The 18,506-nt window shown below is 57.4% G+C and carries 20 protein-coding genes and 1 riboswitch; of the genes, 6 read left to right on the plus strand and 14 right to left on the minus strand.

Annotation, left to right across the window (positions count from 1 at the left end; translation table 11 throughout):
* Window positions 1-89 precede the first annotated feature (89 nt).
* Window positions 90-1,019: a sugar ABC transporter substrate-binding protein gene (locus tag PHA01_RS20260; protein ID WP_271898163.1), complete on the minus strand. Its 930-nt coding sequence runs from the start codon at window positions 1,017-1,019 to the stop codon at window positions 90-92.
* Between the two features lie 340 nt (window positions 1,020-1,359).
* Here PHA01_RS20260 and PHA01_RS20265 point away from each other — a divergent pair, with 340 nt between their 5' ends.
* Window positions 1,360-1,491 carry a hypothetical protein gene (locus tag PHA01_RS20265; protein WP_271898164.1) on the plus strand — a complete coding sequence of 44 codons (132 nt, stop codon included), beginning with the start codon at window positions 1,360-1,362 and terminating at the stop codon, window positions 1,489-1,491.
* A 127-nt stretch (window positions 1,492-1,618) separates the two neighbouring features.
* Window positions 1,619-1,765 carry a hypothetical protein gene (locus PHA01_RS20270; protein ID WP_183661624.1) on the plus strand — a complete coding sequence of 49 codons (147 nt, stop codon included), beginning with the start codon at window positions 1,619-1,621 and terminating at the stop codon, window positions 1,763-1,765.
* 48 nt (window positions 1,766-1,813) lie between these two features.
* On the opposite strand, the gene PHA01_RS20275 is transcribed toward PHA01_RS20270, so the two are convergent.
* Window positions 1,814-2,641 carry a TIM barrel protein gene (locus PHA01_RS20275; RefSeq protein WP_271898165.1) on the minus strand — a complete coding sequence of 276 codons (828 nt, stop codon included), beginning with the start codon at window positions 2,639-2,641 and terminating at the stop codon, window positions 1,814-1,816.
* Between the two features lie 311 nt (window positions 2,642-2,952).
* Complete coding sequence (locus tag PHA01_RS20280) at window positions 2,953-3,984, minus strand: LacI family DNA-binding transcriptional regulator (RefSeq protein ID WP_271898299.1); 1,032 nt, start codon at window positions 3,982-3,984, stop codon at window positions 2,953-2,955.
* A gap of 134 nt (window positions 3,985-4,118) precedes the next feature.
* Here PHA01_RS20280 and PHA01_RS20285 point away from each other — a divergent pair, with 134 nt between their 5' ends.
* The 4 genes from PHA01_RS20285 to PHA01_RS20300 are packed head-to-tail and all read left to right on the plus strand — an operon-like array spanning window position 4,119 to window position 7,600.
* The gene (locus PHA01_RS20285) at window positions 4,119-5,222 is read left to right on the plus strand and encodes a fatty acid desaturase family protein (RefSeq protein ID WP_271898166.1); all 1,104 of its coding nucleotides are present in this window, start codon (window positions 4,119-4,121) and stop codon (window positions 5,220-5,222) included.
* Window positions 5,223-5,251: 29 nt separating this feature from the next.
* Entirely contained in the window at window positions 5,252-5,566 is a 315-nt protein-coding gene (locus PHA01_RS20290) for a MocE family 2Fe-2S type ferredoxin (RefSeq protein ID WP_271898167.1), read from the plus strand.
* Window positions 5,566-6,804, plus strand: a complete 1,239-nt coding sequence (locus tag PHA01_RS20295; RefSeq protein ID WP_271898168.1) for an NAD(P)/FAD-dependent oxidoreductase — start codon at window positions 5,566-5,568, stop codon at window positions 6,802-6,804. Before PHA01_RS20290 ends, PHA01_RS20295 begins: the two co-directional genes overlap by 1 nt.
* A 1-nt stretch (window position 6,805) precedes the next feature.
* On the plus strand, window positions 6,806-7,600 hold the full coding sequence (locus PHA01_RS20300; protein WP_271898169.1) for a 3-methyl-2-oxobutanoate hydroxymethyltransferase: 795 nt from the start codon (window positions 6,806-6,808) through the stop codon (window positions 7,598-7,600).
* A 16-nt stretch (window positions 7,601-7,616) separates the two neighbouring features.
* Here the strand turns inward: PHA01_RS20300 and PHA01_RS20305 are convergent, their stop codons facing one another.
* From PHA01_RS20305 to PHA01_RS20355, 11 genes are all read right to left on the minus strand, one after another.
* Entirely contained in the window at window positions 7,617-8,708 is a 1,092-nt protein-coding gene (locus PHA01_RS20305; RefSeq protein ID WP_271898300.1) for an FAD-binding oxidoreductase, read from the minus strand.
* Window positions 8,708-9,949 (minus strand): aromatic ring-hydroxylating oxygenase subunit alpha, encoded by a 1,242-nt coding sequence (locus tag PHA01_RS20310; protein ID WP_271898170.1) that lies wholly within the window; start codon window positions 9,947-9,949, stop codon window positions 8,708-8,710. Before PHA01_RS20310 ends, PHA01_RS20305 begins: the two co-directional genes overlap by 1 nt.
* Window positions 9,950-10,069: 120 nt before the next feature.
* Window positions 10,070-10,274, minus strand: a riboswitch (cobalamin riboswitch).
* An 80-nt stretch (window positions 10,275-10,354) separates the two neighbouring features.
* Window positions 10,355-11,632: an L-fuconate dehydratase gene (locus tag PHA01_RS20315; protein ID WP_271898171.1), complete on the minus strand. Its 1,278-nt coding sequence runs from the start codon at window positions 11,630-11,632 to the stop codon at window positions 10,355-10,357.
* A gap of 154 nt (window positions 11,633-11,786) precedes the next feature.
* Window positions 11,787-12,521: an SDR family oxidoreductase gene (locus tag PHA01_RS20320; RefSeq protein ID WP_271898172.1), complete on the minus strand. Its 735-nt coding sequence runs from the start codon at window positions 12,519-12,521 to the stop codon at window positions 11,787-11,789.
* A gap of 18 nt (window positions 12,522-12,539) precedes the next feature.
* Window positions 12,540-12,995, minus strand: a complete 456-nt coding sequence (locus PHA01_RS20325) for a MaoC/PaaZ C-terminal domain-containing protein (RefSeq protein ID WP_271898173.1) — start codon at window positions 12,993-12,995, stop codon at window positions 12,540-12,542.
* Window positions 12,996-14,069, minus strand: coding sequence for a Gfo/Idh/MocA family protein (locus PHA01_RS20330; RefSeq protein ID WP_271898174.1), 1,074 nt, complete (start codon window positions 14,067-14,069; stop codon window positions 12,996-12,998).
* Between the two features lie 10 nt (window positions 14,070-14,079).
* Window positions 14,080-14,409, minus strand: coding sequence for an L-rhamnose mutarotase (locus PHA01_RS20335; RefSeq protein ID WP_271898175.1), 330 nt, complete (start codon window positions 14,407-14,409; stop codon window positions 14,080-14,082).
* Window positions 14,410-14,413: 4 nt separating this feature from the next.
* Window positions 14,414-15,526 (minus strand): mandelate racemase/muconate lactonizing enzyme family protein, encoded by a 1,113-nt coding sequence (locus PHA01_RS20340; protein ID WP_271898176.1) that lies wholly within the window; start codon window positions 15,524-15,526, stop codon window positions 14,414-14,416.
* Between the two features lie 5 nt (window positions 15,527-15,531).
* Window positions 15,532-16,629 (minus strand): ABC transporter ATP-binding protein, encoded by a 1,098-nt coding sequence (locus tag PHA01_RS20345; RefSeq protein WP_271898177.1) that lies wholly within the window; start codon window positions 16,627-16,629, stop codon window positions 15,532-15,534.
* Window positions 16,630-16,635: 6 nt separating this feature from the next.
* On the minus strand, window positions 16,636-17,502 hold the full coding sequence (locus tag PHA01_RS20350; RefSeq protein ID WP_224514334.1) for a carbohydrate ABC transporter permease: 867 nt from the start codon (window positions 17,500-17,502) through the stop codon (window positions 16,636-16,638).
* A gap of 1 nt (window position 17,503) precedes the next feature.
* The gene (locus PHA01_RS20355) at window positions 17,504-18,400 is read right to left on the minus strand and encodes a carbohydrate ABC transporter permease (RefSeq protein ID WP_271898178.1); all 897 of its coding nucleotides are present in this window, start codon (window positions 18,398-18,400) and stop codon (window positions 17,504-17,506) included.
* Window positions 18,401-18,506 lie beyond the last annotated feature (106 nt).

The following is an 18,506-nucleotide window of genomic DNA, read 5'->3' on the forward strand; positions in this document are numbered from 1 at the left end:
TGAAGGCTCAAAGGCCCCTCCCCGTCGCTTCGCTCCGTCCCTCCCCACAAGGGGGAGGGTGAAGCTCGGCGTGGTTTGAAACAGAAGTCTTAATTGGACTTCTGATACTTCGACAGGTTCTCAGGCGTCACCAGCTCAAACGGCACATAGACCTTGGTCTCGACCTTTTCGCCCTTGGCGAGCTTCAGCGCCGCATCGACCGAACCCTTGCCCTGACCGGCAGCGTTCTGGAAAACTGTCACATCGAGGTCGCCGGCAGCCATGGCGGCAAGCGCGTCCTGTGTGGCATCGACGCCGCCGATAACGACGCTGTCCATCGAGCGGCCCGCAGCCTTCAGGGCCTGGATCGCACCGATGGCCATTTCGTCATTGTTGGACACGACCGCATCGAATTCGAGACCAGCCGAAAGCCAGTTCGTCATCAGGTCGGAGCCTTCCGTGCGCGACCAGTTGGCGGTCTGCTCTTCGACGATTTGAAGCCCCTTGCACTCGTCGGTTGCAATCACATCATGCACGTCCTTGGTGCGCTGGCGGGCGGCCTGATTGGAGAGTTCGCCCATCATCACCACGATCTTGCCCTTGCCCTTGAGCAGGCGGCAGACTTCCTTGGTTTCCAGCGTGCCGGATTCAACTTCGTTGGAAGCAACGAAAGCCTGCTTCTCCGGCAAGCTGTCGACATTTGCCGGCTCGCGGTTGACATAGACCAACGGGATGCCCGCATCGGCGGCAATCTTCGACATGGCGCCGGTAGCGTCCGTGTCGACCGGATTGACGATGATCGCATCAACCTTGGAAGCGATGAAATTCTGGATCTGGCTCTGCTGTTTGGCAACGTCGTTCTGCGCGTCCTCGACCTGCAGGTTCACGCCATCAAGCGTCTTGGCATAGTCCTGCATGCCATTGCGCAGGACGGTCAGGAAGTTATCGTCGAACTTCGCCATCGAGACGCCAATATTCGCGGCCGAAGCCGAACCAGCCATCAATGCTGAAACAGCCACTCCAAGCAAAAACTTTTTCATGTCTTCTCCTCCACAAATGGTGCCCCGGCTGCACCTGTTTTAATCCGGAACCCTTCATACCCCGATCCTGCCAACCCACCTTGTCCCTGGCTGGCAATATCTTGATATGAAGCGTGCGCGGCGTTTGCGCGCAAATCTTAATCTGAACACTCATTACGGAATATACGAACCGTTATGCCCAGCTTCTGAAATATTTATTCCATTTTATGCAAGGAGCGTCAAGCGGGATTTGAGGACTATAGACCAATTATTGAGAGGTCGCAGATTGCACTGCTGTGCAGCCTGCTTGCGGAACTTTCTGGGCGGCACGCGGTTTAACTCCGTAACCGGAGACAATCACATGCGCGTTCAAACATGGATATCGACGGCTGTTATTATCGCCCTGGCGGTCGCGGCATTCGTTTGGCTTTACTCGGCCGGCGATCAAACACCCGGCCAACCTGCTCCGCATGCGCTGGATCAGTCCAATTAGAGCAATTCCAGGAAAAGTGTGAAGCGGTTTTCCGCCCGGAATTGCGTATAAACAAAGAACCAGAGCAATTCCGTGATTCGAAGAGAAACGGAATTGCTCTAGTTCCTAACAAACAAAGGATCAAATAGTGAATCGCAATGGCCTGTATCTGATTATTGGAGCGCTTCTCGTCGCTGTTATCGGTCTCGGTGTCTACGCCTACCGGGAGGAAACAAAGCCCGCAGGCGTCGAACTGAAAATCGGAGAGGGCGGCGTGTCCATCCAGGAGAATTGATCCCGGGAAATCTAGGGGCAGGACCAGCTAACGGGTCCTGACCCTAGTTCAAATCAAGCCGGCCTTGATCGTATCCATGCTGGAGGCCAGCGCTTCGGACGGGTTTTCCAGTTCCTGCACTTCCCGCGCGAACGGTTCGAATGAAAACAGGCCGGTATAACCCTGGTCGATCAATTCGCGCATCTGGCGGACATTGCCGAGCCGGTCATCCGCATCGACCAGCACCCGGTGCGGATCGCGCATTTCACCAACCACAAGTTCAGGGTCGGTAACCCCTGAAATATGAACCATGCCCGTCATCGCCGGAAACAACTCGGGCTCGCCGGCAAGGTGGTGATGGAAAGTGTCATGCACGAGTTTGAACCGGTCCCGGCCGCCGACAGCCTCGATCGCTTCCGCCGCTTCGCGCTTTGAACGCAGCGAACAGATCTCGAAGCCGAGCGGTTCGACGAAACCCATGAGACCGCGCTCTTCGAGGATAGGCTTCAGTGCCGTCAATGCGGTGCGCAGGTTCGCCTGACGCTCGCCATCTGTCTGGCCGGAACCATCATTGACCGGGACAAGAACCAGCGCGCTTGCACCCACATCGCGCGCATAGTCGGCAAGCTCGATCGCCTCCCGTTCGCGCTCCGGCGTCCACTCGTTGAAGCGCTGCAGCGCATTGATCGTAGCGATGCGAACGCCTGCCGATTCAGCCATCGCCCGGACCTCTGCCGCGGGCGTTCCGTCGACAATAGCATTGCCGCCGAGGTCGTTGCGGATCTCGACATCGCTGAGGCCGAGCGACTTCGCCATCTGGAAAAATTCGGCCGGTGTCATGTTCGGTGCGGCGATATGATTGATCGCAAAGACGGGGTGAGAAATCGTGTCGCTCATCTGAATAATACTCCAGGTAGTACTTAAAACTGAATGCATCCATGGGTTGACAAGAGCCCGCAAATCCGGCGCAACCATCTGTCGAAGCCGCTATTCCGTCAATCTCCGTCTTGCCTAAAAAACTATCATTTCTGATAGATTCCGATGCGCGAGAAAAAAAGAACGGGGTTTGCGGGATCCGGCGGAGCTTTTGCGCAAGAATGTCCGGATCTGGCGCAAGAACATGCAAAAATGGAACAGGGATCCTCGATTCCGGCGCAAGAATTTCAATCGGCACGGGCAATTTGATTGTGGCCGCGTGTAAATGCCGCTCAGATGTTCTCTGGAAGGTAGATATCGAACGGCAAAAAGGTCTGACCCGGAGCGTTAGCCGCACCGCTTTCGATGGCGTGACCCATCAGCTCTGTGAGCTCCCGACAGAGCCTTGGCAAGGGCGTCGCGATGACCATGATGACGATGTTGTCGGCCAGTGCCGCCCGCGATTCCGGCGTGATTTCATTGACGATCATCACCGGCGGCTGTTCCAATTGCGCCCCGCGGACAGCGGTGATTGCGCCTTCCATTCCACCGCCTGCCACATAGCAGCCGGCAAGATCCGGATGGCGGCGCAGCAGCTCCGACATCGCCTCATTGGTGATCTGGCGCGTCTCCAGATTGACCATCGTGTCTAGCACAGTGAACTCCGGCGCCTCCTCACGGAAGAAGGCACGAAAACCGATTTCGCGCAGTTCGTGCCCGTGGAAGCGATGACTTCCGACGAAAATCGCGACTTTTCCGGGCATTTTGGCAGCTTTCGTGATCATCCAGGCCGCCGTGCGCCCTACCTTGCGGTTGTTGACGCCAACGTAGCCTTCGCGAATTCCGGCGGCATGGTCTGAAAGCAGCGAAAAAACCGGGATGTTCTTTGCCTTCAATTCATCGACAGCAGCCGTGATGGACGGATGATCCGGCGCGACGAGACCTATTGAATGGCAGCGTCCCGCCAGCGACTTCAGTTTGGCGACAATCTCGTCCGGCGCCTGTGATGCGCAAAACTCTATCGCAGAAACCCCTCGGAAATGCGATGCCTGACCGACAGCATTCTCGATCTCCCGCGCGAACTCCTGATAGAAATAATGTCCGGGTTTCTGCAACAGAAAACCCAGGCGGTATTCAGGCAGTTCCTGCCGCATACGCTGGCGGATCAATCCCGCCGCATGGTATCCGATGCTGTTGGCCGCCTCATACACCCGCCGCGCCGTTTCCTCGCGCACCGGCAACCGTCCGTTCAGCACCCTGTCGACTGTCGCGACGCCGACCCCCGCCGCACGCGCCAGATCGGAGATTGTCGGCCTGTTTGCCACCTGATGCGCTCCCTGATAGAATCTATCAGTCATTTATACCAATCTCTGATTGAAAATGATAGAATTTCATCATTTCAGATTGAGGCAGGTTGCAGCAACGCGTATCTTCTCCCGACGATTGAGGGAGGTCTCATATGCAAGCAGCAGCGCTAGCCGTTCCGACAAGGCGCGATTACAGCCTTATCGGCCGTGACTCGCAACTGGCTGTGGAGTCGGGTCTTGCTGCGGCCGAATGGTATCACACCGATATTCCCCGCAAGCAAATGAAAGAGCTGATGAAGCGCTCTGATGGCCCGGCAATCCGCGACACTGCGATCTGGCTCGGCAGCATGTTGATTTTCGCCGGCCTTGGCGTTTATTTCTGGGGTACCTGGCTTTGCGTGCCGTTTTTCCTTGCCTATGGCGTCCTCTATGGTTCCGCCTCGGACAGCCGCTGGCATGAATGCGGTCACGGTACGGCGTTCAAGACACGCTGGATGAATGATGTCGTCTATCAGATCGCCTGCTTCATGATCATGCGCAATCCCGTCACCTGGCGCTGGAGCCATACGCGACACCACACGGACACGGTTATCGTCGGCCGCGATCCGGAAATCGCGGTCATGCGTCCGCCCGATCTGTTGCGCGTCGCATTGAATTTCTTCGGTATTTTGGATGTCTGGCACGCCATGGGAGATCTCATCCACAACGCCTTGGGAATTGTCAGTGCCGAGGAAAAGACCTTCATACCCGAGCAAGAACAGCCAAGGGTCGTACGCATCGCCCGCATCTGGGCCGCGATCTACGTCGCCACGATCGGGTTTTCATTGTACCTCGGATCAATCCTGCCGCTGGTGCTGATCGGTCTGCCCCGACTGTATGGTGCCTGGCATCATGTCTTGACTGGACTGTTGCAGCATGGCGGGCTCGCCGACAATGTCACCGATCATCGGCTCAATAGCCGTACCGTCCTGATGAACCCGGTGAGCCGGTTCATCTACTGGAACATGAACTACCACGTCGAACACCATATGTTCCCGATGGTGCCGTATCACGCGCTGCCGCAGCTTCATGCGATGATCAAGCATGATCTGCCGGTGGCCAACGCGTCGATCCTGTACGGGTACCGCGAGATGGTGCCTGCATTCCTGCGCCAGCTACGCAACGAAGACTATTTCCTCAAGCGGGAATTGCCGCCGACCGCCAAGCCTTATCGCGAGGAATTCCACAGCGAACCTGTCGCGGCGGCGGCGGAATAATAGTCCATAAACGACCGGGAGATCGAACGATGAGCAACTGGGTGGAAGCCTGCACTTCAGACGACATAGACGAAGAAGACGTCATGCGTTTCGACCATGCGGGAAAGACCTTTGCGATCTACCGCAGTCCTGACGACGAGTTCTTTGCTACGGATGGGCTGTGCACTCATGAACACATCCATCTCGCCGATGGTCTTGTGATGGACGAGATCATCGAGTGCCCCAAGCATAACGGCCGCTTCAATTACAAAACCGGAGAAGCCAAGGGAGCGCCGGTCTGCATCAACCTTAAAACCTACCCGGTTAAGATCGAGGCCGGTAAAATATTGATACAGCTGGGATAATGGCGATGGAACGAGGAATGGTCATCATTGGCGCCGGCGAATGTGGAGTGCGCGCGGCGTTTGCCTTGCGGGAAAACGGCTATGACGGGCCCGTCACCTTGATTGGCAGTGAAAAGCACCTCCCCTATGAGCGCCCGCCTCTTTCCAAGGCAGCAATTGTTTCGGAGGACCATCCGGCACCTCGCACCATAGCCGCCCTATCCCTGTTTAACGAAACGAACATCGACTTCATCGGCAGCTCGACGGCGACGTCAATCGACCGAGGGGAGAAGAGCGTGGCACTCGAGGATGGCCGGAAAATTCCCTATGAGCGTCTTCTGTTTGCGACAGGTGCCAGTCCGCGCCCTCTGCCCCTCGCGGCGGGCAGCAAGCATTGCACCACTCTGCGCAGTTTTGAGGATGCGCTTGCCATCCGGGCAAGGTTTCAGCCCGGTGCACGCATCGTCATTGTCGGCGGCGGATTCATCGGGCTTGAACTTGCGGCTAGTGCTCGCAAGCGCGGCGCGTCGGTCACTGTGATCGAGGCGCAAAGCCGCATCATGATGCGCGGCGTCCCTGAGGAAATCGCCAAAGTCATCGATACGCGCCATCGCGACGAAGGCGTGACCATCCTATGCGATACCGGAATTGTCTCCTTTGCTGACAGTGCAGAAAACGTTGCGATCACGCTTTCGACAGGAAACGTCATCGTGGCGGACCTCGCGATCATCGGCATAGGCGCGACGCCGGTCACCGCGCTGGCCGAAGCGTCCAGCCTCGAAACCGGCAACGGTATTGTGGTCAATGACTGGTTGCAGACCAGCGATCCGAATATTTACGCGGCTGGCGACTGCTGTATCTTCCCGCTCGCTGTTTACGGCGGGCGCCGGGTGCGGCTCGAAGCATGGCGCAATGCTCAGGAACAAGGAACACTGGCTGCGCGCAACATGCTCGGTGCACAGGAGCCGCATCAATCGGTACCCTGGTTCTGGTCGGATCAGTACGAGCTTGGACTGCAGGTCGCTGGCCTATCCGACGAGGGTACGCAAACGATCCGGCGCGACCTCGGCGATGGCGCCTTCATTCTGTTCCACCTTGCTGCCGATGGCCGTCTTATTGCCGCGAGCGGCATTGGCCCCGGCAATTCGGTAGCGAAGGACATAAGGCTTGCCGAGATGCTGATTGCCCGTGGCGCGAGACCGGATTCGCACCAGCTCGCTACAGCGGACGTGAAACTCAAATCACTGCTTGCAGCCTAGGATGAACACAAGAAGCCAACGACCCACCGTCGCCGACATTCTCGCGCTGAAGGGTCGGCGTCAATTGACGATGCTGCGCGTGGAAACGTTGGAGGAAGCACAGGCGGCCGAACGCGCCGGCGTAGACATGCTATCTGTCCCGCCATCACTGCTTACGCCCGAGTTTCGCGACGCTGCGCCCTCGGTGTTCGCGGTGCCCGGGTTGGAGTATGGTGATTTCGTAACCGCAGAAGAGTACATCCGCGCGGCGTTGAAGGCGCTTAGGGCGGGCGGCGATGCGGTTTATTGCGCCGCAAGCCTCGCCACCGTACGGAGCATGCGTAACGAAGGTATCCCTGTTTGCGGTCACGTAGGGCTAATCCCGTCGCAGGCGACTTGGACCGGCGGTTTCAAAGCTGTAGGGAAAACGGCCGAAAGCGCATTCGAGGTATGGCGACAGACCAAAGCGTTGGAAGATGCTGGCGCATTCGCAGCAGAAATAGAACTCGTCCCTGTTCCGATTGCGACAGCAATTTCCGAGCGCACATCGCTGTTTATGATTTCAATGGGCGCCGGCGCGGGCTGTGATGCGCAGTACCTGTTCGCGCAAGATGTTCTTGGCTCGAATCGCGGCCATTATCCACGTCACGCCAAGGTCTATCGCAACTTCAGCGCCGAATATGACCGCCTGCAGCAGGAAAGGGTCGCAGCCTTTGCGGAGTTTGTCGCCGATGTTCAATCGCAAGTCTATCCTGGCCCGGAACATACGGTCGGAATCCGGCAAGACGAGTTGAATCGGTTTCTAAAAGAACTTTGAAGCAGTTAAAGGCGTTTCAAGCCTCAATTTCAACATTGCCGAGTGGCTTGGAACAGCACGCGAGCACATAGCCCTCGTCGATCTCATCGTCGAGAATACCGCCATTGTGGTCCATCTCGACCTCGCCGGAAATTTTCATGACCTTGCAGGTGCCGCAGAGCCCCGATTCACAAGCCGCCGCAATGCGAATACCGGCGCCGCGTGCGGCCTTCAGGATCGTTTCGCCCGGGGCACATGCCACTTCCATGCCCGACATGGAAAAACTGACCATCGCTGATCTCTCAACGGCCTCTGTTGATATCGCATCCATCATCGGCAACACCGGTTCGGCGGCCGGTCCGAAACTCTCTTGGTGGTAATGCGTCATGTCGAAGCCGGATGTTTCGAGCATGGTGCGGACATCGCGCATGAAGGTTTCAGGCCCACAACAGAAAATTGTTCTGTATTTGAAGTCCGGCGAAAGCAACGGCAATCGCGCCTCTTCAAAACGGCCGCGAATACCGGTCCACACCTGCCCCATCTCGTGTTCCTTTATAAGGAAGGCAAGCTTCAGGTTCGGCATGCAGCTTGTCAGATATTCAAGCTCCCTGCGAAAAATGATGTCGCTCGGCCGGCGTGCGCAGGTCACGAAATTGATGTCGCTTTGCGGGGCGCAATCGTGCATCCAGCGCGTCATCGACATCATCGGCGTGATGCCAGAACCCGCCGAGATGAACAGGTACTTTTCGCCGGGATGCTTGCGCATGGAGAAATCGCCAAGCGGCCCGAATGCCTTCAACCGCGCACCCGGCGTCAGATGGTCGAGCATCCACCGTGCACCTATACTGCTGTCCTGGGCTTTCACTGTCACGGCAATGGTGAATGGCCGGGACGGACTGGAGGACAATGTGAATGTGCGCAAGGCGGCTTCCGGCTGCACCGGCAATTCGAACGTCATGAACTGGCCGGGCTCATAGCGAAACCAGTTCTGATTGTCCGATTTGAACGTGAAAGTTTTCACATTGGGCGCTTCCTCGATGACCGACAGGCACTCCAGCAGATGCAGCCGATCATTCCATGGCTGCATCTGATCGAGGTGTGGATAGGTCTGAGGAAGCGTCATATTCATCATGCTACCTTGCTGAGCTTGTTATTGCCGGAAAGCCTTGTTTCCATGGAATTGCTGTACCATTCGAGGAATTGCAGCACGCCGCCCTCGTGTTCGACCGAATATGGCCCCGGTTCATAGGCCGGCGAGCGGATACCGAATGCATTTTCTTCCACGATACGGCGGTCCTGATTGTTGGTTTCGAGCCAGACATGCGTCAGTTCTTCGAGATTGTAATCGACACCTTCAACCGCATCCTTGTGGACGAGCCACTTCGTCGTGACCTCGGTCTCGTTCGGTCCGAGCGGGAGCACGCGGAAAGAAATCGCCTGGTCGCCGAGAACATGGTTCCACGTGGTCGGGTAATGATAGAGCAGCAGCGAACCGATCTGCTGCGCGTTGACGTCATCACTAAGTTGTCTGCCGACCGCACGCTTGCCACTAATAGTATAGCTCTCGGCACCGCTGAGCAGTGGTACGCGCGTGGCGCGATACTGCCCGTCCTCTGCAATACGGAACACACTTGGGAGGCCAACTGCCTCGCACTTGTCCCAATGCGCGACCATTTCAGGATCCTCCTTGGAGCCCTGGATTCCGGTAGCGCTTGGCGCTTCGGGGAAGGTCTTGCACAGTTCCGGGTGGTTGGCGACGCAGTGGTAGCATTCGCGATTGTTTTCCCAGACGAGCTTCCAGTTGCCTTTTTCGACAATCGAACTCTGGAATGCCACCTTGGTCTCGGTCAGGCGATGCGGCGCGAGATAGGGTTCGAGCAGTGCGCGTGTCGGGCCAAAATCCGGAGCGACCGGCGCCAGGCAAATGAAGATGTAGCCCCCCACGCTTTCGCAATGCACCGTTTTCAGGCTGTGCTGGCTAGCATCGAAATCGTCGCCCATCTGGCGGGCGAACAACAAACGGCCGTCCAGTTCATAGGTCCACTGATGGTAGGGGCAGACGAGCTTTGCCGCTGTACCCCTTTCAGCGGCACAAACACGCGATCCGCGATGGCGGCAGGAATTGTGGAAAGCGCGGATCTGTTTTTGGCGGTCGCGTACGATGACGACCGGATAGTCGCCAACCTGAACCGTGAAGTAGTTGCCCGGCTTGGCCACCTCGCAATCATGGCCGATGAACAGCCAATCGCGATAGAAAATATTCTCCATGTCGAGGCGGTAGTAGTCCGGATCGGAATAGAATGCCTGTTCAAGTCCGTAGCCCGGTTTCCGGTTCCTGAGATTCCGGAGCAGTTCGTTACGAATGTCCATGTCGTGTCCTCGCCCTAAAAGCTGCAAAGAACTGACTGGTGGTGACGGAGAAGAACGTCCATACAGTCAACGGATGTCGACCGCACAAAAGCATGCTCCTTGATCGCCCACCGCGATCAGTCGGTTTTGTCACTCGAGGCTGGTTTCCGGGCTCTGGAGTTGCCTTGTCTGGCTTCGCGACGCCTTCCCGGGGTGCACTCCCAGTGGCTGTTTTGCCGCGTTTTCCACTCCACTACCGTTGCGGGGGCAGCGCCGGGTTTTTTGACCGGCTTCCCAATTCTCCGCTCTCTCCCTGGAAAGCGGCACCTCAAGTGTCTCGATAAGAGCACTCGGCAGAACAAAAGAATAGGCGCGGAAACGACATCGCATTTACGCAAGACGACACGGAAGAAATACCCCCCGAGTTTAAGCTTTGTACAAATACTGTTTGATCGACTCCGGCTTCATCTCGATCGAGAAACCCGGCAATGACGGCGGCATATAGGCGGCATTCTGGATGTTGCACGGATCGACGAAATGTTCATGCAGATGGTCGACATATTCGATGACTCTGCCCTCTTTCGTGCCCGACACCGCGACATAGTCGATCATCGACAGATGCTGCACATATTCGCAAAGGCCCACACCGCCTGCATGCGGCCAAACCGGCAGATCATACTTCGCCGCGATCAGCAGCACAGCCAGCACCTCGTTGAGCCCACCCATGCGGCAAGAATCGATCTGCACCACGTCGATGGCGCCCTCGGCGATGAACTGCTTGAACATGATGCGGTTCTGGCACATCTCGCCTGTCGCAACCTTCACCGGGTGAATGGCCTGCCGAATCTTGCGATGCCCGGCAACATCGTCTGGACTCGTCGGCTCCTCGATGAAGAACGGTTTGACGAAGGCGAGCTTGCTTACCCAGTCGATAGCCTCGTTGACCTCCCACACCTGATTGGCATCGATCATGAGGATGCGGTCGTCGCCGATCACCTCGCGGGCAATAGTCAGACGGCGGATATCATCGTCGAGATCGCGACCGACTTTCATCTTGATGTGATTGAAACCTGCGTCGATAGCCTCCTGGCAAAGGCGACGCAGCTTGTCATCCGAATAGCCAAGCCAGCCCGCCGAGGTTGTATAGCAAGGATAACCTGTCGCTTTCAGATCAGCGATCCGCTCCTGCTTGCCCTTCTCCGCCTTGCGCAGAATTTCAAGCGCCTCATCCCGTGTCAGTACATCGGTCAGATAGCGGAAATCGACAATACTGACGATCTCTTCCGGAGTCATTTCGCCGACAAGTTGCCAGACCGGTTTCCCGGCTTCCTTTGCCAGCAAGTCCCACACGGCGTTTACGACAGCACCGGTTGCGAGGTGCATCGCGCCCTTGTCCGGTCCGATCCAGCGAAGCTGGCTGTCGCCTGTGACGAAATGCCAGAAGCGACCCGGATTTTCCTTCACCCAATCCAGTTCCAGCCCGATGACGAGGTGCTTCAGCGCCTCGATCGCCATACAGACGATTTCATTGCCGCGCCCTATGGTGAAGGTCAGGCCATGGCCGGCAAGTCCATCCGCATCCGTGTCGAGCACGACATAGGCCGCCGAATAGTCCGGATCCGGGTTCATCGCATCCGACCCATCGAGACTTTGCGACGTGGGAAACCGGATATCGAAAACGCGAAGATCGGTAATGCGGGTCATAATGTTACTCCAATAGAGACATTTGAGAATTCAGCTTGATGAGGCAGCTGGTGTGGTTTTCGAGAACCGGAGCGCAGTGGACATTTTGGTCCATGAGCACCGGAAGCGGAGAAAATCGCATCAGATGGCCATCAGGATGGATTGGCAAAGGTCTCTAGACGGTCCAGCCGCCATCAATGTTATATGCTTGGCCAGTCGTATAGGTCGCGGCGGCGAGATAGACGGCAAGGTCAGCGATCTCTTCCGGCAAGCCGAGACGCCCCATCGGCTGGCGCGCGATGAAAGATGCCCGCGTCGCGTCATAGTCGCCACCGGCACGCATGCGCTGTTCGAGCGACGGGCTTTCGACCGTACCCGGGCAGATGGCGTTGCAGCGAATGCCCTGGGTGATGTAGTCGGCAGCCACAGCCTTGGTCAGGCCCAAGACGGCAGCTTTGGTCACACCATAGGCAAAGCGGTTCGGCACGCCCTTAACGCTGCTGGCGACCGACGACATATTGACGATCGCGCCATCCTTGCGCTCGATCATACCCGGCAGAATAGCCCTGATCGTCCGGATCATGGCGCGGACATTGAGGTCCAGCGCAAAGTCCAGGTCCGCATCCGGCATTTCGAGAATGGAACCGCCGTGGACGAACCCGGCGCAATTGAACAGCACATCGATTGCACCGAGTTCGCCGATCACCTGATTGACTTCGTCCGTCTTCAGCACGTCGAGCTTCCGCGGCTTGATCCCCGCCTCTTGCGGCAGCCCATCCAGCAGTTGCTGGTTGATATCCGTCGCGTGCACGATTGCACCTTCGCGGGCGAACGCAAGCACCGAGGCGCGGCCAATACCCTGCCCCGCGGCTGTGATCAAAACCCGCTTGCCTTCAAGCTTACCAGTCATTGCAAATCTCCAATCGCTTTATGTCGCCGTGCCCTTGCGCTCGGCTATGAGAATATGGTCGGCGGCAAGCACGACCTCGTCGCGTTGATTGATGACCTCGCAGCGTTCGACAACGCGTCCACTGCCGGGCCGCTTTGGATCATCATCCTTGGCGCTGATTGTTACGCGTGTGCGGATCGTATCGCCAATGAAAACCGGCCGGACGAAGCGCAGGCGATCATAGCCATAGGAAAACGCCACCGGATTGATCAGGCTTGCGGTCAGCCCGACGCCGATTGAAAAGATCATCGTGCCATGGGCAACGCGCTGACCGAAGGGGGTGGTCTTCGCAAATTCCGCATCCATGTGATGCGGAAAGAAATCGCCCGTATGGCCGGCGTGGACCACGAAATCAGTCTCGGTAATGGTGCGTCCCGTCGTGACACGCACATGCCCGAGTTCATAGTCCTCGAAATAGATGGCTTGTTCGGACATTCAGGGCTCCGGCTTCTGTGCGAGCGGGGTCGCCGGAGTCGCACTGGATTGATAGGCCGCTTCGACCAGCGCCATGGTGTGCCATGCGTCTTCGACGGAACTGACGAGTTCCTTGTCCTCGCCGCTGGCGAAGCGTTGCAGGTTGGCCATCCTTCCAACAAAAGCGTCGGGAAACCAAGCACCCTGCAAGGGGACGCTGATCCAATCGGAACCGCCCTTCGGATAAATCATCAATTCGTCCGGCTCACCCCGCGGATAATCGAGATTAACGCCGAGCTTCACATAGGCTGCCCCTTCGGTGCCACTGACGCGGAATTCGCAGGCCTGGAATTTGCGCCCGAATTTGTGGTCGTGATTGACCGACAGCGAGCAACGCACCTTGTTGCCGTAGTCGAGAATGGCACTCGTTCGCGTCTGCGCTACCTTGTGGTTGGGATGGCCCAGTGTCTTGGCGTGGACACCAAGCGGGTTACCAAGGATCTGCCGGATCAGGTCGATATAGTGAATCGAGTGCATGGCAATCTCGACACGCGGCAAGCCGTTCAAGAACGGCCACAGAGACCATGGCGTGTCCAAGGCGAGCCATGCATCGAAATCGATCACTTCACCCAGCCAGCCTTGCCGGATCGCGTCCTTAAGTGCGAGCATCATCGGAGCGAAACGCAACTGGAAATTGACCGCTGCGGTGATATTGCGCTCGCGGCAGATGCGAAGGATTTCGGAAGCTTCCGCAAGATCGCTGCCCATCGGTTTCTGAATCAACGCAAAGGAACCCTCCGGCAGGGCCTTCAGTATATCGGCATGACGTGAAGGTGGCGTAGCAAGATCGAAGATCGCATTTTCCAAGGCTGCCGCCTCGGCAACCGAAGCATAGGCAGTCACGCCCCATTCGTCGGCCAGCTTTCTTGCCTTCGCCTGATCCGGGTCGAACAGCCCGGCAATTGGAAACCCGCCTTTTCTATAAGCTGGATAGTGCGCATCGCCGACGATGCTGCCCGCGCCGAAGGTCACGATCGGGCGTGGTTTCGCCGGAAGCGGCCAGCTCTGCTGCAAGGTTACGGGATCAAAACTCATTACGCGGTCCTCAATCGAGATGGAACACTTCTTCCATCATCGCCCACCATTCACCTTCGGCCCGCGAATCAAGCGGCTCCTGGCAAGGCATGCACACAGCCCACCATTCCTTGTTCTTCGGATTGGCAGCCATTTTTTCCATATCTGCCGCGAAATCTGTGCCATGATATTCCCATGTGCCGAACAGGATGTTCTCCGGTTCGCGCAGGAAAATCGTATAGTTGCGGATGTTGCAGCTCGAGATCAACTCGAGGATTTCCGGCCACACCGCGGCATGTAGGCGCTTGTACTCAGCGATCTTGTCGGCGTTCAGCCCGATCATCATCCCCATACGTTGCATGGTGCTAGCTCCGTATCTCGGTTGTGAATTCGTCGACGCTTCGACCTTTCATCGCATCCCAATCCCAGTCGATGCCAATCCCCGGCTCTGACGGTGCGATCGCGTAGCCATTCTCGACACGCATCTGTGTGTGCGTAAGGTCATCCAGCTGCGGAATATACTCGACGTATTTGCCGTTCTGCACAGCGCAGGTCAGGCTTACATGAAGCTCCATCAGGAAATGCGGGCAGACCGGCATGTCGAACGCCTCTGCCGTGTGTGCCACTTTCAGCCAAGGCGTGATGCCGCCAATGCGGCCAACATCGACCTGCACGATGGAGCAGGCGCGTTTCTGCATGTATTCGCGGAAATGCCGGATCGAATAGAGCGACTCGCCAACGGCAATCGGCGTTTGTGTTGACGACGAAAGCCGCACGTGACCGTCTATGTCGTCGGCCGGCAGCGGCTCTTCAAACCAGGCAAGATCGATGTCGCGCAGCACCTGCGAACGGCGAATGGCCTCATCGAGGGAAAAGCCCTGATTGGCGTCGGTCATGATCTCGAAACCGGAACCAACCGCGTCGCGAACTGCCGATAGCCGGTCCAGATCTTCGGAACCATGCGGACGGCCGATCTTGACCTTGGCGCCCTTGAAGCCCTTGGCTTGCGCTTGTAGTGCGTCGTCGACAAGCGCCTGCTTCTCGATATGCAGCCAGCCACCCTCGGTGGTATAAAGCGGGCAGCGATCCTTCGCGCCACCTGCCAGTTTCCATAGCGGCAGGCCCTGCTTCTTCGCGCGCAAATCCCAGAGCGCGATATCGACGGCCGCGAGAGCAATGGCGGTGATCGCACCGATAGTCGTCGCATGAGTCGCGAATTCCAGATCGCGCCAGATTGCCTCGATCTGGTCGGCATCCTTGCCGAGGAGACGCGGTGCCAGGTGATCGGACAGCAGCCGCATGACGGATGAACCGCCGGTGCCAATCGTATAGCTGTAGCCTGTCCCCACCGCGCCATCGCTGTCGGTGATCGTAACGATCGGTGTTTCCTGGCTGACAAAGCTCTGGATCGCGTCGGTGCGCAACACCTTCGGCGGCAGATCCACCATACGCAGTTCAATTTTTTCGATCTTGGCCATTGGAATCACCCCCGCAGCGTTTTGCCGGTTTCAGGCGAGAACAGATGCGCCTGCGACAGGTCGAAACTAAATTTTACCACTTCACCGGCGCCCATGGGACGTGGATTGAGCATGCGTGATACCCATTCGCGCTCTGCCATGGTGATGAAAAGCAGCGTCTCGTTGCCGAGCGGCTCCGTGATCGATACCGGCAGTTCCATTTCGTGCACGTCTGTCGCTTCGCCGGAATTGATGCCATGCCCTGTCGGGTAAATGTCATCGGGGCGCAGGCCAAAAATCACCTTATCGCCGGCCGCAACCTTGCTGCGGAACTCGGCCGGTAGCGGCAGGGTCTGCCCGCCTGCAAATACCAGCTTCCCATCGGCGATTGTCGCTTCGTTCAGGTTCATGGGCGGAGAACCGATAAACCCTGCGACGAAGCGCGTCGCCGGCCGTTTAAACACTTCCTCAGGAGTGCCGACCTGCTCGATATAGCCGTCGCGCATGATGACGATACGGTCGGATAGCGTCATCGCTTCAACCTGGTCATGCGTCACATAGATCATGGTCGCCTGCACCCTCGCATGCAGACGCTTGATCTCGGTACGCACCTGTGTGCGCAATTTTGCATCGAGGTTGGAGAGAGGTTCGTCGAACAGGAATACGTCCGGCTTGCGCACGATCGCCCGGCCCATGGCCACGCGCTGGCGCTGACCGCCGGAAAGTTGCGACGGGCGGCGGTCCATATACTTGTCGAGATCGAGGATTGCCGCAGCCTCATTGACCCGCGTATCGATCTCGGCTTGCGCGACTTTGCCGATCTTCAGCGAGAAGCCCATGTTCTCGCGCACCGTCATATGCGGATAGAGCGCGTAGGACTGAAAGACCATGGAGATGTTGCGCGCACGCGGCGGGAGGTCGTTCACCGGCTTGCCGCCAATTTCAACGACGCCGCCACTGATGTCCTCGAGCCCGGCGATCATGCGCAATGTCGTGGATTTTCCACAGCCGGAGGGGCCAACCAGCGCGATGAATTCGCGGTCATTGACCTCAAGGTCGATGCCATGGACCACATCGACGTTGCCATAACTCTTGACGAGCTTTTTGAGTGTTACGGGAGCCATGACAAGTTAACCTTTCACCGCGCCGAATGTCAGTCCGGATACGAGATGCTTCTGAATGATGAACGTTAAAGTAAGCGCCGGGATGATCATCACTACCGCAAGCGCGCACATGCCCCGCCAGTCGATGGTGAACTCCGATGTATAGTCGAGAAGGCCGACCGGCAGTGTCTTTGAGTTGACCGAACGGGTGATCTGCGAGGCCAGCGCATATTCATTCCACGAGGTGAGAAAGGCGAAGATGCCTGCCGACGCGATACCTGGTCCCGCCAATGGAAATTCCACCTGCCAGAAAGCCTGCCAGCGCGTGCAGCCGTCGATCTGTGCGGCTTCCGCCAGATCCTTCGGCACCTGCCGGAAGAAACCGTCGATGAGCCAGATCGTGAACGGCACGTTCAGCGCCACGTAGATGAGGATCATCGCGAAATGCGTGTCGATGATGCCGACACGGGCAAAGATCATGAACAGCGGTAGCGACAGTGCAATACCTGGGACAGCGCGCGTCAGCATGAAGCCGAGGAACACACCCGATTTTCCCTTGAACTTGTAACGGGCAAAAGCATATCCGCCCGCCATGCCGATGATTAGCGCAATGATTGTCGAGGTGATCGAAATGATCAGGGAATTGCGGAAATATTCCCACACCGGAATGCCGCCCTGCCCCGCACCGCCAAACATGGCGCGATAGGCATCGAGCGAGATGTCGCGCGGTATCCAGACCGGTGGCTTCGCCATGATCTCGACTGTCGGTCGCAGCGAACTCAAGACGATCCAGAGGCCCGGCAAGCAGATAACGAGCATCGCCAGGAACAGGCCGATAAAATGCGCGACTTTGAGCCAGCGGCGTTTCAGACGATGCGAACTGTTCTTGTCCATCTTACCACTCCGCTCCGATTTGATGGCGCGCGGCAGCGAGCTTTCTGAAGAAATATACGGTGAACAGGATCGAGAGCAGGATGGAGATATATGCCATCGCATTGGCAAGACCCATGCGTGCGTCGCTATAGGCCGTGCGTCCGACCAGCGTCCACAGGAGTTCGGTGCGTTTGGCCGGCCCGCCATCGGTCATGATCTTCACGATGTCATAGGCGCGCGCCACGTCCAGCGATCGGATCGTCATAGCGATAAAGGCAAAAGGCATTAGGTAGGGCCAGGTGACGTAGCGGAATGTCTGCCAGGGCGTGCAGCCATCGACCCGTGCCGCTTCTACCGGTTCCTGAGGCATCGCCAGCAGTCCAGCCAGGATCAGGATGGCAAAGACGGACGTTGAAGACCACACCTCGGCAATGATGATTGAAAACAGCGCCAGATTGCCATCGATCAACCAAGGTATCGCATTGGTGGTCAGCCCGAGCGACTGCAGCGCATTGTTGACGAAACCGATATTGTCGTTGAACAGGAACTTGAACTGGAAGCCGACCAGTACCGGCGAGAACATCATCGGAAACATCATCAATGTCCGCAAGATGCGTTGACCGCGCGTCGCCTTGTTGACCAGCATGGCAAGGCCAAGGCCAAGGAACATCTCGGCATTTAGGGCGATGGTCAGGAGCAAGACCGTACGGCCAAATGCTGCCCAGAACTCGTAATTGGTCAGAACGCTCACGTAGTTGCGGACGCCGATGAATACCCAGATCGATTCAGGCTTGGTCAGCCGAAATGGCGTGAAGCTCGAATAGAGCGAGAACAGCAATGGCAGCACGATAACGGCGGCAAGAACAATGATGGCAGGCAGCAGCAGAAGCGTCGGCGCTGATAGTTTGGGAAATTTCATTTGAAATATTGGCCTTCTGAACTCTGCATTTCCACTTCAGCCTCCCCTTGTGAGGAGGGTGGCTGCAAAGCAGCCGGGAGGGGCACTACCCGTTTCTCATGTTGTG

This window comes from Candidatus Phyllobacterium onerii (genome assembly GCF_028331445.1).
GTDB classification, from domain to species: Bacteria; Pseudomonadota; Alphaproteobacteria; order Rhizobiales; family Rhizobiaceae; genus Phyllobacterium; species Phyllobacterium onerii.

What these genes read in the sequence shown, in the direction of transcription:
- PHA01_RS20325 (WP_271898173.1), bottom strand. Translation starts at nt 12,995, where the DNA reads ATGTCCGAACAAGCCATCTATTTCGAGGACTATGAACTCGGGCATGTG.
- PHA01_RS20295 (WP_271898168.1), top strand. Translation starts at nt 5,566, where the DNA reads ATGGCGATGGAACGAGGAATGGTCATCATTGGCGCCGGCGAATGTGGA.
- PHA01_RS20315 (WP_271898171.1), bottom strand. Translation starts at nt 11,632, where the DNA reads ATGACCCGCATTACCGATCTTCGCGTTTTCGATATCCGGTTTCCCACG.
- PHA01_RS20320 (WP_271898172.1), bottom strand. Translation starts at nt 12,521, where the DNA reads ATGACTGGTAAGCTTGAAGGCAAGCGGGTTTTGATCACAGCCGCGGGG.
- PHA01_RS20275 (WP_271898165.1), bottom strand. Translation starts at nt 2,641, where the DNA reads ATGAGCGACACGATTTCTCACCCCGTCTTTGCGATCAATCATATCGCC.
- PHA01_RS20355 (WP_271898178.1), bottom strand. Translation starts at nt 18,400, where the DNA reads ATGAAATTTCCCAAACTATCAGCGCCGACGCTTCTGCTGCTGCCTGCC.
- PHA01_RS20290 (WP_271898167.1), top strand. Translation starts at nt 5,252, where the DNA reads ATGAGCAACTGGGTGGAAGCCTGCACTTCAGACGACATAGACGAAGAA.
- PHA01_RS20305 (WP_271898300.1), bottom strand. Translation starts at nt 8,708, where the DNA reads ATGAATATGACGCTTCCTCAGACCTATCCACACCTCGATCAGATGCAG.
- PHA01_RS20300 (WP_271898169.1), top strand. Translation starts at nt 6,806, where the DNA reads ATGAACACAAGAAGCCAACGACCCACCGTCGCCGACATTCTCGCGCTG.
- PHA01_RS20340 (WP_271898176.1), bottom strand. Translation starts at nt 15,526, where the DNA reads ATGGCCAAGATCGAAAAAATTGAACTGCGTATGGTGGATCTGCCGCCG.
- PHA01_RS20335 (WP_271898175.1), bottom strand. Translation starts at nt 14,409, where the DNA reads ATGCAACGTATGGGGATGATGATCGGGCTGAACGCCGACAAGATCGCT.
- PHA01_RS20310 (WP_271898170.1), bottom strand. Translation starts at nt 9,949, where the DNA reads ATGGACATTCGTAACGAACTGCTCCGGAATCTCAGGAACCGGAAACCG.
- PHA01_RS20260 (WP_271898163.1), bottom strand. Translation starts at nt 1,019, where the DNA reads ATGAAAAAGTTTTTGCTTGGAGTGGCTGTTTCAGCATTGATGGCTGGT.
- PHA01_RS20330 (WP_271898174.1), bottom strand. Translation starts at nt 14,069, where the DNA reads ATGAGTTTTGATCCCGTAACCTTGCAGCAGAGCTGGCCGCTTCCGGCG.
- PHA01_RS20265 (WP_271898164.1), top strand. Translation starts at nt 1,360, where the DNA reads ATGCGCGTTCAAACATGGATATCGACGGCTGTTATTATCGCCCTGGCG.
- PHA01_RS20345 (WP_271898177.1), bottom strand. Translation starts at nt 16,629, where the DNA reads ATGGCTCCCGTAACACTCAAAAAGCTCGTCAAGAGTTATGGCAACGTC.
- PHA01_RS20285 (WP_271898166.1), top strand. Translation starts at nt 4,119, where the DNA reads ATGCAAGCAGCAGCGCTAGCCGTTCCGACAAGGCGCGATTACAGCCTT.
- PHA01_RS20350 (WP_224514334.1), bottom strand. Translation starts at nt 17,502, where the DNA reads ATGGACAAGAACAGTTCGCATCGTCTGAAACGCCGCTGGCTCAAAGTC.